The sequence below is a fragment of the Nocardia sp. NPDC058497 genome (assembly GCF_042720195.1).
GTDB lineage: Bacteria > Actinomycetota > Actinomycetes > Mycobacteriales > Mycobacteriaceae > Nocardia.
On sequence record NZ_JBHXMY010000030.1, the window covers coordinates 6,690 to 20,553 of the forward strand.

At 70.0% G+C, this 13,864-nt stretch carries 9 protein-coding genes and 2 pseudogenes; 5 read left to right on the forward strand and 6 right to left on the reverse strand.

Going from position 1 to position 13,864, the window contains the following annotated elements; genetic code table 11:
• The first annotated feature begins 174 nt into the window (after positions 1 to 174).
• Positions 175 to 657: a hypothetical protein gene (locus ACFWPJ_RS03970; RefSeq protein ID WP_378846835.1), complete on the forward strand. Its 483-nt coding sequence runs from the start codon at positions 175 to 177 to the stop codon at positions 655 to 657.
• A gap of 25 nt (positions 658 to 682) precedes the next feature.
• Here ACFWPJ_RS03970 and ACFWPJ_RS03975 read toward each other — a convergent pair whose 3' ends face one another.
• Positions 683 to 1,213, reverse strand: a complete 531-nt coding sequence (locus ACFWPJ_RS03975; protein ID WP_378846838.1) for a MarR family winged helix-turn-helix transcriptional regulator — start codon at positions 1,211 to 1,213, stop codon at positions 683 to 685.
• A 220-nt stretch (positions 1,214 to 1,433) separates the two neighbouring features.
• Here ACFWPJ_RS03975 and ACFWPJ_RS03980 point away from each other — a divergent pair, with 220 nt between their 5' ends.
• From ACFWPJ_RS03980 to ACFWPJ_RS03990, 3 genes are all read left to right on the forward strand, one after another.
• Complete coding sequence (locus ACFWPJ_RS03980) at positions 1,434 to 3,110, forward strand: fumarate hydratase (protein WP_378846841.1); 1,677 nt, start codon at positions 1,434 to 1,436, stop codon at positions 3,108 to 3,110.
• A gap of 224 nt (positions 3,111 to 3,334) precedes the next feature.
• On the forward strand, positions 3,335 to 4,060 hold the full coding sequence (locus ACFWPJ_RS03985; RefSeq protein WP_378846844.1) for an Rpn family recombination-promoting nuclease/putative transposase: 726 nt from the start codon (positions 3,335 to 3,337) through the stop codon (positions 4,058 to 4,060).
• 88 nt (positions 4,061 to 4,148) lie between these two features.
• Complete coding sequence (locus tag ACFWPJ_RS03990) at positions 4,149 to 4,664, forward strand: M15 family metallopeptidase (protein ID WP_378846847.1); 516 nt, start codon at positions 4,149 to 4,151, stop codon at positions 4,662 to 4,664.
• A gap of 107 nt (positions 4,665 to 4,771) precedes the next feature.
• Here the strand turns inward: ACFWPJ_RS03990 and ACFWPJ_RS03995 are convergent, their stop codons facing one another.
• Entirely contained in the window at positions 4,772 to 5,908 is a 1,137-nt protein-coding gene (locus tag ACFWPJ_RS03995) for an epoxide hydrolase family protein (RefSeq protein WP_378846849.1), read from the reverse strand.
• A gap of 83 nt (positions 5,909 to 5,991) precedes the next feature.
• Here ACFWPJ_RS03995 and ACFWPJ_RS04000 point away from each other — a divergent pair.
• A pseudogene (locus tag ACFWPJ_RS04000) lies at positions 5,992 to 6,949 on the forward strand (helix-turn-helix transcriptional regulator).
• A 6-nt stretch (positions 6,950 to 6,955) separates the two neighbouring features.
• On the opposite strand, the gene ACFWPJ_RS04005 reads toward ACFWPJ_RS04000, so the two are convergent.
• From ACFWPJ_RS04005 to ACFWPJ_RS04020, 4 genes and pseudogenes are all read right to left on the reverse strand, one after another.
• On the reverse strand, positions 6,956 to 7,387 hold the full coding sequence (locus ACFWPJ_RS04005) for a hypothetical protein (protein ID WP_378846852.1): 432 nt from the start codon (positions 7,385 to 7,387) through the stop codon (positions 6,956 to 6,958).
• A complete protein-coding gene (locus tag ACFWPJ_RS04010; RefSeq protein ID WP_378846854.1) occupies positions 7,384 to 8,355 on the reverse strand; it encodes a hypothetical protein in 972 nt (323 codons plus the stop codon). Before ACFWPJ_RS04010 ends, ACFWPJ_RS04005 begins: the two co-directional genes overlap by 4 nt.
• 90 nt (positions 8,356 to 8,445) lie before the next feature.
• A complete protein-coding gene (locus ACFWPJ_RS04015; RefSeq protein ID WP_378846857.1) occupies positions 8,446 to 12,846 on the reverse strand; it encodes an SbcC/MukB-like Walker B domain-containing protein in 4,401 nt (1,466 codons plus the stop codon).
• A gap of 4 nt (positions 12,847 to 12,850) precedes the next feature.
• A pseudogene (locus ACFWPJ_RS04020) lies at positions 12,851 to 13,864 on the reverse strand (DUF2398 family protein); the annotation flags it as partial.

Here is a 13,864-nt window from a genome sequence, read left to right on the forward strand (position 1 = left end):
TCCCTCTACCCCCCCCCGGGCGCCGCCGCCCCGCAGACCGTGGGCGCGCGCGCCCCGGGGTCGTTCGCGGTACGTGGATCACGGTGCGCCGCTAGGATCGTCGGCGTTCGGTACCGAATCGAGGGGGACATCGTGAGTGGGGGATCCAGGGGCGAGCGTCGGCGTGCCCGAGTCATGAAGTCGCGCAGCGTGTCCTGCACGCTGCCCGCGGTCGTAGCGATGGCGCTCGTCTCGGCGGGGTGCGGCACCGACGCACCGTCACCTCGCGCGGCGACCACCACGAAACCCCCGGTGACGAGCACGGTGCGGCCGTCGACGACCAAGCCGTCGACCACCACCTCGGCCCGCTCGACCACCAGCGCCGCCGCGCAACCGACCGCCGTCGGGATCTGCGTGGAAACGGCATCGTCGACCCGCGTGGCCGACGGCCTCTGCGACACCTCCGACAGCCGCTACGCCCGCTTCTGGTATCAGCACACCGACACGCTGGTGTACCCGGCGATCGGTGCCGCCGTCGCCCTGGCCGCGGGCAGTTTCATCCGCCCGTCCGGAACGGGTGTCTACGACCGTGGCGTGCCGGACAGTGGCGGGAAAGTCCAGCGTGGCGGTCTCGGGAACGGCAGGCCCGATTCCGGAGGCGGCGGCAGCGGGTCGTAGCCGGTGGCGCTACCGCCGTGGACATCTACGCCAGATCCGCGGCGGGCTCGTTGGCCTGCTGTGTCGCACTGCCGCGGCCGGTCGGCCCGAATCCGTTTTCCGTACTGCGGTGATGGTCGATCAGCACGTCGTAGATCTCGGCGAGCGCGGCGAGCTGGCCGCGATCGAGCACGTCGATCATGTGCCGCCGCACGCTGCGCACGTGCGCGGGCGCCGCGGTCGTGAGGAGCTGCCCGCCCGCGGCGGTGAGCCGGGCGACGGTGCGGCGTTGATCGTGCGGCATCGTCTCCCTGGCCACCAGCCCGCGCTTCTGCATGCGGGTGATCTGATGCGAGAGCCTGCTCTGCGACCACTCGAGCGCGCAGGCCAGATCGGCGAAGGTCAGCCGCTGACCCGGTGCGTCGGCCAGATAGACCAGCACGGAGTACTCCACCCAGCTGAGGTTCGCTGCCCGGCCCGCGTCACGCCCGATCGCCGCGGCGATCAGGTCGCGGGTCCGGACATAGCCCAGCCAGGCACGCATTTCGACATCATCGAGCCACTGTGGATCGGTCACGATCGAGCTCCAGATTCTCCGGTGCAGGCTTCGGATTGGAACGGTGCACGCCCCGCCACCGTCCGGAGAATGGGTAGCACCGTTTGGGTTGAACGTGCAACCTCGATCTCGGTTCAGGCAATTGTCGTGCGTCACATAGGGTTGCCTAACCAGCAGGTGGGTGCGGGTGGTCGATAGGCTTCCGAGTGCTTTGTGACCAGCCACCCGAGGAGTGCGATTCGTGACCGCGCCGGAGTTCCGCTATTCCGATCTGCTGCCGATCGGCGCCGACGACACGCCGTACCGCTTGCTCACCACGGAGGGGGTCAGCACCTTCGAGCACAACGGCCGCACCTTCCTGCAGGTCGAGCCCGAAGCGTTGCGGCTGCTCACCGAGACGGCGATCCACGACATCAGCCATTACCTGCGGCCCGCGCACCTGCGCCAGCTGCGCAAGATCATCGACGATCCGGAGTCCTCGGGTAACGACCGCTTCGTCGCGCTGGACCTGCTCAAGAACCTCAACATCTCCGCGGGCGGCGTGCTGCCGATGTGCCAGGACACCGGCACCGCGATCGTGATGGGCAAGAAGAGCGAGGGCGTGCTCACCGGTGTCGACGACGCCGAGTGGATCAGCCGCGGCGTGTTCGACGCCTACTCCACGCTGAACCTGCGCTACTCCCAGCTCGCCCCGATCACCATGTGGGACGAGAAGAACACCGGCTCCAACCTGCCCGCGCAGATCGAGCTGTACTCGACCGAGGGCGACGCCGACAATCCGGTCTACAAGTTCCTGTTCATGGCCAAGGGCGGCGGTTCGGCCAACAAGTCGTTCCTGTACCAGGAGACCAAGGCCGTCCTGAACCCCGAGCGGATGCTCCAGTTCCTCGACGAGAAGATCCGCTCGCTCGGCACCGCGGCCTGCCCGCCGTATCACCTCGCCGTGGTCATCGGCGGCACCAGCGCCGAATTCGCCTTGAAGACAGCGAAATACGCCTCCGCGCACTACCTGGACAACCTGCCCACCGAGGGCTCGATCACCGGGCACGCGTTCCGCGATCTCGAGCTCGAGGAAGAGGTCTTCCAGCTCACCCGTGAGTTCGGCATCGGCGCGCAGTTCGGCGGCAAGTACTTCTGCCACGACGTGCGGGTGGTCCGCCTGCCCCGCCACGGCGCCTCCTGCCCGGTCGCCATCGCCGTGTCCTGCTCGGCCGATCGCCAGGCGCTGGCCAAGATCACCAAGGACGGCATCTTCCTGGAGCAGCTGGAAACCGAACCGGCCCAGTACCTTCCGGAGCAGACCGAGGACATCCTCGGTGGCGACGTGGTCAAGATCGACCTCAACCGCCCGATGGACGAGATCCGCGCCGAACTGTCGAAATACCCGGTGAAGACCAGGCTTTCGCTCACCGGCCCGCTGGTCGTCGCCCGCGATATCGCGCACGCCAAGATCAAGGAGCGCCTCGACGCGGGCGAGCCGATGCCGCAGTACCTGCGCGACATGGCCGTCTACTACGCGGGCCCCGCCAAGACCCCCGAGGGCTACGCGTCGGGCTCCTTCGGCCCCACCACCGCGGGCCGCATGGACTCCTACGTCGACCAGTTCCAGGCCGCGGGCGGCTCCATGGTCATGCTCGCCAAGGGCAACCGCTCCGCCCAGGTCACCAAGGCCTGCGACGAACACGGCGGCTTCTACCTCGGCTCCATCGGCGGCCCCGCCGCCCGCCTCGCCCTGGACTGCATCAAGAACGTCGAGGTCCTGGAATACCCCGAACTCGGCATGGAAGCCGTCTGGAAAATCGACGTCGAGGACTTCCCCGCCTTCATCGTCGTCGACGACAAGGGCAACGACTTCTTCGCCGAAACCTCCAAGCCCATCGCCCTGCGCGTGCGCACCCGCTCCAAGGAACGCGTGTAGCCGTCTACGGTTTGGTAACGGTCGAAGGCCCTGGTGTCGCCGCACAGCGCGACTCCGGGGCCTGGTCGGAAAGTCTGTTCCTCGCCGACAGAACCCAATCACCACCTGGATACTCTGAGCCGTTGCGAGGCTCCGGTCGGCACGCTAGACGATCTCGGGGCCACGTCCCTGTAAGTCACCTCGTGGATTCGCTTGTTGCCAGGTGGGCGGCGTAATTTCACCGGGTGGCCAAGCCTCCGTCGAACCCGCACGATGCGTACTTCCGGCGCGTCATGGTGCAGCGTGACGCCGCTGCGAGCGAGATATGCGCGGTGGTCCCGGAGAGATTCTCGGCGTTGATCGACTGGAGCGAGCTGGAGTTGCTGCCCTGCAGTTTCGTCAGCCCCGAACTGCGGTCCCGGTACAGCGATGTGCTGTACCGCACGAGGCTCGCTGGACACCGCGCCTATATCTACGTTCTGATGGAACATCAGTCGTGCGATGACCAGTTCATGCCGTTGCGAATGCTCGAGTACGTCGTCAACATCTGGAATCAACATCGGCGTGAGTTTCCTAAAGCAAAGACCTTGCCGGTGGTTATTCCGATCGTCGTTCACAGCAACGGTGGCCGGTGGACTGCTCCTACCGTCCTGGAAGAGTTGATCGACATCGATCCCCCCGAATCCGAGTTCGACCAGGTGATCGGACACCTCGGACCACGAGCCAAGGAGGCCATGATGACCACAGCTGAGCGGCTTCGGGCTGAAGGCGAGGCGCGAGGTGAGGCGCGGGGTGAGGCGCGAGGTGAGGCGCGAGGTCGAGCTGAAGCATTGCTCGAGCTGCTGGAGGTGAAGTTCGGCCTGCCTTCTCGCGGTGTTGCAGAAAAGGTGCGCGCTGCTGAGCCTAGCCAGCTTCGGGCGTGGAGTCGGCGAGTTCTCACGGCGGCGACGGTGGACGAGGTGTTCGCCTGATCTGAGGATGTTCTCTCGGACTGCGGTCAGGTGGACCGGGCGAGGCTGCACGATGGTCGTACGGTCGCGGGCTAGATAGACTCCGGGCATGAATCGCGTGCTCGGCCGCCTGGCGGCCCGGATGGTGGTGACGACGACGGCCGCCGCCACGACCGCGCTCGCTGTCGCTGTCGCTGCCGCCGAGCCGATCGCGACGGCCCAGCGCGAGCAGTTCCAGTCCGCCGCGGGCACCGAGGGCCTCGACCCGTCGTTGGCCCTGGCCTACACCCTCGCCCAGCAGCAGGCGCACGCCGAGGGCATACCCCTGTCGATCACCTCCGGCTACCGCACCTACGAGCAGCAGGAAATGCTGTGGCAGGACGGCCTCGCCACCTACGGCAGCCCCGACGAGGCCCGGCGCTGGGTCCTGCCTCCGGAGGAGTCCACTCACGTCTCCGGCCACGCTGTCGACGTCGGCCCCGAGGTCGGCGCCCAGTGGCTGGAAACCAACGGCAACCGCTGGGGCCTGTGCCGGACATTCGACAACGAGTTTTGGCATTTCGAGTTGCAAACCGTTCCGGGTGGGTCATGTCCGCCGCGTCTACCGGACGCCAGCCATCGGTAGCAGGGGTTGAAGAATCCGATGGTGACGCTGGGCAGCACCCCCTCCGTGGCCGGTCTGCGGTAGCCGACCGAGCCGGGCAGCGTGACGCGTGCCCGGCTCGATGCGGCTCAGCGGAGGGCGGCGAAGAACGTGCGGATGTCGGTGACGTGGGCCGTGGGTTCCTCCATGGCGACGAAGTGGTTGCCGGGGTTGCCCGACGGCCAGTGGGTGATCTTGTTGTCGCGGTCGGCGAGTTTGCGCATCAGGGGTGAGCCGCCGCCGTAGACGCCGGTCGGAACCAGGTTCTGGCCGGTGGGCCAGGCGAAACCGCCGTCGCGCAGTCCGTTGTACATCGGCCAGGACGACGTGCCGGTGGTCTGGGTGAACCAGTAGATCGCGATGTTGGTGAGCAGGTGGTCGCGGTCGATCACATCCTCGGCCAGGTCGGCCATCGGGGTGAACTCCTGGAATTTCTGCATCAGCCACGCCAGCAGTGCCACCGGGGAATCGTTCCAGCCCAGTGCGAAGGTTTGCGGGGCGGCGCGCAGCAGGGTGTGGTGGTCGATGCCGCCGGTCATCCACTGCTGCATCTCCTCCCACTGCAGGAGGTCCTCGTCCGACATCGTCGGCACGTCGGCGTCGGTCGGCATCCCGATCCCGCCGTCGAGATGCACACCGATGACGTGCTCGGGCGCGGCGAGCGCCATCTCGGGGGCGATGTAGGCGCCGAGGTCACCGCCCTGGGTGCCGTAGCGGTCGTAGCCGAGGCGGTCCATCAGGGTGGTCCACATGCGCGCCACCCTGGCCGTGCTCATCCCGGTGTCGCGCGGCGCTGCCGAGAAGGCGAAGCCGGGGACCGACGGCACCACGACGTGGAAGGCGAGGGCCGGATCGAGGCCGTGGGCTCGCGGATCGGTCAGCGGGCCGATGGTGCGGGTGAATTCGACGAACGACATCGGCCAGCCGTGGGTGAGCAGCAGCGGCACCGCATCGGGCTCGGGGGAGCGGACGTGCAGGAAGTGCACGTCGAGGCCGTCGATCTCGGTGACGAATTGCGGGAACTCGTTGAGCGCGGATTCCTGTGCGCGCCAATCGAAGTCCTCGGCCCAGTACCGCGCGAGTTCGCGTACGTAGTCGGTCGGCACGCCGCGGTCCCAGCCCGCACCCGGCAGTGGCGCCGCCCAGCGGGTTCGGCGCAGGCGGTCGCGCAGGTCGTCGAGGTCGGCCTGCGGGATGTCGATACGGAAGGGGCGAATGGTCGTCATGCGAACTCCTCGGTCGGTGTATTCACTACGGTAGAAGCCATCTAGGACAGTTTCGGTCCTAGATGTGGGGCAGAATTTTCGACATGACCGATACCGCCGCCCGCTTGCTCCGTTTGCTCTCGCTGCTGCAGATGCCCCGCGAATGGCCGGGCAGCGAGCTCGCCGAACGGCTCGGCGTCACCGACCGCACGGTCCGCCGCGATGTCGACAGGCTCCGCGAGCTGGGCTATCCGGTGGTGGCGGCCATGGGCGCGACCGGCGGATACCGGCTCACCGCCGGATCGGCGCTGCCGCCGCTGGTGCTCGACGAGGACGAAGCGGTGGCCGTCGCGGTCGGCCTGCGGGTCGCGGCCGGGCAAGCCGTCGCCGGCATCGAGGACGCCTCCGTGCGCGCGCTGACCAAGCTCGAGCAGGTGCTGCCCCCGAAACTGCGCAGGCGGGTGCGGGTGGTCGGCGCGGCCGTCGCGGTGCGCGCGGGCACCGGGCCCACGATCGACCCGGAGGTGCTGACCACCCTCGCCGCCGCGGTGGGCAACCGGGAACGGCTGCGGCTGCGCTACCGGGACGCGGCCGGTGTGGAGTCGCGCCGCCATGTCGAACCGGTGGGCGTCGCGGCGGCGGGCAGGCGCTGGTATCTCGTCGCCTACGACCTCGACCGGGAAGCGTGGCGCAGCTTTCGCGCCGACCGCATCGAGGGTCCGCAGCCCACCGGCGCCCGCATCGTCGCCCGGCCGCTGCCCGCCGCGAATGCCGCCGAATTCGTGGGCGGCAACCGGACCGATTGGGGCACACCGGAATACCGGGTCGACGTGACGATCGACGCGCCGCTGCGGCGGGTCGCGGGCAGGCTCGGCGAGTCCGTGGACGGCCTCGCCGCCGACGGCGACACCGCGTGCAGGCTCACCGAGACCCGCGACGACGACCCGGAATGGCTTGCGGTGCAATTGATGTCACTGGGCGCGCTTCCGTGTGCACGATTCGCCCGAACTGCGCACCAGGTTGCGGCTGCTGGCGGAGCGCATCGCGTCCGCGCTGGAATGAACCGTGCTACAACCTGCCCGCGTCCTTGAGCACCCGGCGAGACTGGGCGAAGAGCATGCCGACATTGACCGTCTTGCGACAGACCACCACGACCACCAGATCGTCGCGGCTCTCGGCACGCAGGAACAGGTGGGTGAGGTTGTCGGAATTGACCAGGATCTCCTGGAAGTAGTGGTCATCGCTGCGGACGCCGCGCCGCTCCTTCCAGATGTCCTCGATCATCACCACATTGCGGCCCTGGAACAGGTCGAGGGTGGCGGCCGCGAGCAGGTCGAGGACCTCCGGCGGGTGGTTGTCGACGGTCTCCACCGACAGCAGCATGCCGGTCGACATGTCGATGACGCCCGCCGCGACGCAGTCGGGAACCTCGGCGCGCAGTGATTTCACCGTCGCGCCGAGGTGTTCGGTCATGGTGACCGGGGTGCCGTTGGGGTTCATGGGATCCTCTCGGTTCTCCGCCGTGGCGAAGAGTCGGACACGTCCACGGCGGTCGTGGACGGGGGAGCGGCCTGCGGTGGGCGCGGCCGGAGTGTGTCGTTGATGCCGCTGGCGCCACGGCGACGGCGGGGGAGTGCCGGGTCGACCATGCCCGCGCCGGCGGTGGCGGGTGGTTGGCCGGCGGGCCGGGCAGGGATGGTCAGCTGCTCGCAGGCGAGGAGGCGCGCGACCTCGACGGTGACCGGGTAGAGCAGGCGGCCGAGCAGGAACGCCAGATCGCGGCAGCTGCGGGTGCCGTCGACCAAGCGCAGGATGGCGGCGCTGTCATCCTCGTCGCGGATCGAGCGGCCGAACTCGGTGAGCGCCAACAGGTTCCGGTGTGGCGAGAAGCCCGCGTGGGCGAGTGCGGCCAGTCGGCGTGCGGTCTCGCCGAGGAGCCACTCGGATTCGTAGCCGGAGTCCTCACCCGCGAAGACCTCCCGATCGGCGTCGATCCAGTGGCAGCGATCGATCCAGCCCGCCGCGATGGCGAACAGGCCGTCGACGGTCGCCGTCATCCGCAGCAGGCGGGTGCGGGCCGCCCCGAGCGGCTGCTCTCCGTGGTCGATAACCTCGAAACCTGGTGCGCCGCAGGTGTTCACGGCGATGACCCGGCCATCGGCGAACCCGATGCCACCGCCCGGTTCGCCGGTGACCCGCAGGATGCCGGAGCGACGGCCCGTGCCCGCGTCGGTGAGTGCTACTTCGAGCGGACGGGTGGTGTCCCGCAGGGGGACGGGTAGCTGCATGGTGGTCACATCCCGCGGTGGGCAGGGAAAGGTCGGCGCCGGCTCGAGGGAATGGCGACCCCGGCGCAGGCGGGCCAGCAACGGCCACCGACCAATTCCGGCGAATACTTCCGGCACCTTCATCGGGTTGGGTCGGCCGAGTTCCGGCGAACTCAGCGCATCGGTGAATGCGGCGACCACGACAGGCCGGAACGCCCGAGCGCGCGGCCTCGCCACCACGCTCTCGCGGCCGCGTGGTGGCGTCAAGGATGGTTGGCGAACCGAGGGTGGTCAGCCCACCGGCGCCGGTTCGCCAGGCATGCCCTCCAGGGTGAGTCCGCCCTCGATCGTGTTGGGGACGCGGCGCCGGTTGGGTGAGCCCAGTGCGGTGGTGAGGTCGCCGCCGTCGTGTTCGGCCAGCAGTTCGCCGCTGTCCCACACGAGCAGCGTCGCGCTGACGGTGTTCTCGGCGGTCGAATGCGCGAGGTCGTAGTGGGCGCAGCCGGGGACGTGCCCGTAGGTGATCCACAGGTCGTAGCCGGTCATGAACAGGTCGAGATCGAATTGCACACTCAGGCCGAGCAATTCGCTGCGGCCGTTGTCGTCGACACCGGCGAACGCCTCGTCCAGCGCGAGCAGGCGCGGGGCCTGCGGGTCGGCGGAATCGAGCATCACGTGGGCCGCCGCGAACAGCGGCAGGTGCAGCGAGACCGACTGCTCGCCACCGGAGAGCGCGCTGTGCCGGGCCACGGTCAGCTTGTCCTCGCTGCCGTCGCCGTTGACGAGGGTGAACGAGAACACCCGCCAGGTGCGGTAATCGAGGGTGGCGGCGAGGATCTCGGGGTAGGACCGTTCGGGGTGGGCGGTGCGGGCCGCGCGGATCTCGCTGGCGAAATGGGCACGGACCGAACCCAGATCCTCCGGGCTCAGCGCCGCGGTGTCGCGGTCGAGCAGCTTGCACATGGCGCGGGCGGCCTCGGACAGGCCGTCGGCAAGTACCCAGTGCACTCCGATGGTGTTGCCCGAGGACATCCGGCGCTGCTTCATCTCCGCGCCCATGCGGGAGATGAGTTCGCGTGCGTCGCTGGTGCGTTCGTGGATCTGCTGGGCGAGGCCGGTCAGCAGCGCGTCCTCGAGGATGCGGCGTTCGGCGTCGGTGAGCAGCAGTTCCTGATCGCGGCGGGCGGCATCGATGCGGGCGGCGAAATCGGCGAGCGCGGCCTGGCCGTTCTCGTCGTGCACGGCCACCACGGTGAGCCCGTCGGCGGCGTCCCAGTGCAGCCGGTAGTCGCGGCCCGAGGCGGTGAGCGCGGCGTCGAACTCCTGCAGCGCGCTGGTGACCGCCGAGCGAGTGGACTTGCGCCCGGCCTCGGTGGCGCGCACCTGGGCGGTGGCGGTGTCGAGATCGGCGAACAGGGCGGCCACCTCGTCGGGCAGCACCACCGGATCGGTCTCCGGCCCCGCGGCGACGATCCGGTACTGCAGCTGTTCCGGCGTCGACCAGGCGGCGTCGGTGCTCGGCCAGCGGTGCTCGACGGACGCGCCGAGCAGGCTGAGCAGGTCGGGCCGGGCATAGGGCGCCAGCGAGCGCACCTCGGCCAGCACCTCGGTGAGGGCGGTGGCGAGGGCTTCGTTGGCGGTGCGATAGGCGGCCTCGGCATCGCCGACGGCCTCGATCGCGGCATTGGCGGCCTTGCGGGCGGCCCGCTGCTCGGCCTTGGCCGCTTCGATCGCGGAGCGCGCGGCCTCGAGTTCCCGATCGATATCCGCGGCGCTCGCACCCAGCGCCTCACGCAGCGTCTCGAGCTTGCGGTGCTGCTCGGTGTATCCGAGCCGCGCTGCCTCGGCCTCCTCGGCGAAGGCCTCGGCCAGCGCCCGCGCCTCGTCGTGGCGGTCGGCCCCCTCGCGTTCGCGTTCGCGCTCCCGCTCGTGCTCGGCGCGCAGGCGCAGCAGTCCGGTGCCGGTGTTCTCGAAGTGCCGGATCGCGGCGGCCAGCGCATCGAGTTCGCGCGCCTCGGTCGGGGTGCGGTGCGCCTGGGCGGTGGCGCGCAGCTTCTTGTCCATCGCGGTGGCTTCGCCGACCGCCTGATCGAGTTCGCGTTCGGTCTGAGTGACGGCCTCGGACCTGGACCGCATGAGACCGGCGGTCTCGGCGACCGCGCGCAGGGCCGAGGTGATCGCGGAGGGACGGGGGAGCGCTTTGGTCGCCGCGCTGATGGCCGCCAATTCGGCTGTGGCCGTGGCTTCCTCGGCTTTCGCCGCGTCGGCCTCAGCGGTCGCTGCGTCGATCGCCGCATCGAGCTCGGCCTGGCGCAGTTCCCGTCGGCGGGCACGCGCGGTCGCACCGAGGAATTCGGCCTCGGGCTTCGTGTGGCGGCCCACGTGGAGACCGTGGCGATAGACACCGGAGGTGCCGATGACGACGGGGGCCATGTCGCCCACCGAGGCCAGCGGGACGCGGAGAGGCTGGAGTTGGGTCGAACCCATCCCGGTTGTCGCATCCGCCGACGTGGTCGCATCGGTCGTCGCGCCCGCATCCACCGTCGCGTCGGTGGCGGATGCCGGCGCAGTACGGGCCGATGCCGATGCGTCGTCGAGGGCGATCGAGGCGAGGACGTCGGCGACCGTTGCGGTCGGGATCGACAGGTCGTCGGAATTCTCCTCGACGACAAGGACTTCGGCGAGGGTGCGGCCGCTCGGGCGATCGGCGACGGGCAGCGGAAGCAAGTAGCGGACGCCGTCGGTGTCCGGGACGAGGGCCGGATCGCAGATCCAGGCGTCGAGCAGTCCGGTGGCCTGGAGGGCGGCCTCGATGCCCGCGGCTTCGGCCGGGGTCGTCGTGTCCGAGAAGCGGACGGATCGCCAGAAGGGCGCACCGGGGAGGTTGCCGCGCTCGCGGGAGTCGGTCGGGTGCACCGGCGGCGCGTCGTCGCGTTCGGCGGCCACTTTCTTGCGCTCGGCGACCAGGGTTTCCCGGCGGGCGATGGCAGCCGCTGCGCGGGCCTTGGCTTCCTGACGGCGGGTGCGGATCTGCTCCTGCAGGGGCTCGCAATACTCGGCCAGCACCTCGTGCGCGGACGGCGCGTCCTCGGTGCCCGCCGCGGCGACAGCCGATTCCAAGGCGGCGAAGAGACCGGGCCGATTCGAATCGGCGACGAGCGGTACGTCGGCGCCTCCGGAGCCGGTGGTAATCGGCGCGAAGACCGCCGAGTTGGTCTGCCACCAGGTGCGCAGGGCGGCAGCGGATTCGGTGCGAGCCAGGGTGACGGCGGCTTCGGCGTGGGCGACTTCGGCGGCCGCGGCGTCGCGCAGTTCCACGGCGCGTTCGGCGAGGCGCTGGGCGCGGGTGCGGTCGGCGGCCAGGGATTCCCAGCGGCTCAATGCTTTTCGTACCGCGCGGACGTCGGCATCGCGTTCCTCGGCGTGCCCGCGCACGGCGGCGGTGATCTGGTCGCCGCGGCCGTCGGCGCTCGGTGCCATCCACTCGATGCCGGCTTCTTCGGCGGCGGCGCGCAGGGCGTCCTCGCCCCGGACCAGCGCGGCGGCGGCGGTGCGCACCGCTTCGGCGGCCCGCTCGGCTTCTTCGGCGCGGCGCTGGAGGGTCTGGCCCGCTTCGGCGGCCTTGTCGCGGTGTACGGCGGCGGAGGTCTCGAGCCTGCGGACCGCGTCGGCGAGGTCGTCGAGCTGCTGTTTGCCCTCGTAGGCGCTGGATCTCTGCAGGTTCTCGCGGTCGGCGATAGCCTGTTCGTAGGCGCGGTCGGCCTCTTCGGCCCTGGTCTCGGCTTCGGTGCGGTCGGCGTCGCGGCGAGTGCGCAGGGCGGTGGCCGCGAACAGGGCGGTCGAGGCGTTGGTCACCGCGTCGAGCCGGGTGCGGACCTGGTCGACATCGGTCTTCGCCTGTACCGCAAGGTATTTGCGGTACACGTCGACGAAACGACGGGTCGCGGTGTCGGCCTGGACGAGCCCGTCGAGGGTGCGCCCGACCTCCTCCATATCGCTGAACGAGCGGGCCGCGTCCAGGATCAGCTGCTCGTCGAGCGGGCGCAGGCCGTCGGTCAGCGCCTGCGAGAGGCCGCGTGGGTCGAGGTTCTTGGCCAGCTGTGGCCTGCGCAGGGTGAGGATCAGGTTGATCAGCTGGTCGTAGCGCTGCACGCCGAGTCCGAACATGCGTGCGTCGATGGCGGCGCGGTACTCCACCGGCCGGTCGACGATGGCGTCGCTGCCGATCTGCTCGGCGAGTTGCTTGCGGGTCAGCGGGCGGTCGTCGGGGCCGATGAGGGAGAAGTCGACGCCCGCGCGACCGTCGGCGACGAAGTACCAGCGGGTCACCTTGTCCGAGGACCGGGTCGCGCGCATGCCGATACCGACCGTGACGACTTCCGGATCGTCCCAGCTGCCGCGCGCGAACTCCATCCACACATACGAGTAGGCCGATTCCTGCTTGCGATACAGCAGATTCGACTTCATGGTGCGTTCTTCACCGGCGAACGGGTTGAGCCTGCGCGGTTCGATCCGCCCGTCGAGCACGAACGGGAACAGCACTTCCAGGGCTTTGGTCTTGCCCGACCCGTTGGGTCCGCGCAGCACCAGGCGGCCGTCGGCGAAACAGAACTCCTGGTCGCGGTAGTCCCACAGGTTGACGATGCCCGCGCGGGTCGGGACGAAACGCACTCCGCCGTGAATGAGCGACATCTCCTCAGTTCCCTCCCGTTTCGGTGCTGCCGCCGTCGGTGCCGACGGCGGTGACGAACAATTCCTCGGCTTGCCGGACCCGCACGGTGACCACCGCGCCCCGGTACCTGGCCAGCGCGGGCAGCACCAGCAGCCCGCCCTCGACCGGCCGGATCAGCCGCAATCTGGTGAGCAGGGCGAGCACCTCGGTGGTGAGCCCGCCGACGTCGGCCTGCCATTGCGCGGCGAAGGTCGCGCCGTAGCGGTCGGTCAGCGCGGTGACGGTGCCGCGCACCCAGGTGTCCTCGAGGAACGGGTAGGTGACCGGCCCGGTGTCCTCGAGGTCCGCGTCGAGGGAATCCGCTGTGGTGTCGAGGGTTTCGGCGTCCTCGGCGAGCGGGGCGAACACGCCCGCCTCGGGGATGGCCGCGTCGAGCTGGTCGAGCAGTGCGTCCTCGTCGGCGGGGCCGGGGCGGTGCGGCACCGGATTGTCGATGTCGAGGACCGCGTCGGCGATCTCACCGATGAGCAACAGCGCCACCTGCGCGAGGGTGCCGGTGCCGGGGAAGCGGGTGTCGGACAATCTGCCCGAGGTGTCGATGAGCGCGACCCCTTCGGCGCGGCGCTCGGCGCGCAGACCCGTGCAGTATTCGACCTCACCCACCAGGCGGTCCTGGCCGAGCAGCGCACGTTCGGCGGGCGGGAGGTCCTCCAGGTACACGACGGGCCGCTCCACCAGGGCGCGGCGCACCCGGCGGGCCTGCTCGGCGGGCGCCTGCTCGGTGTCGTCGGCGAGCAGACCGCGCACGCTGTGCAGGTGCTGCAGCGCCCGCGGCGGCCGGAACAGGGCGAACACCACCGGCCGGTCGATGTCGTAGAGCGCCTCGCCCGCCTCGGGATCGCTGGCCCAGCCGCCCGCGTCACCGTCTGCCAGCGTCAGCGCGCCCCGGGTACCCAGCCAGGCGGCCCCCGCGCCGAAGGCCGCGCGGGCGGGGGCGCCGGCGGGGGGCGCCTCGACGCCCGCGCGGCGGCGGCGGGG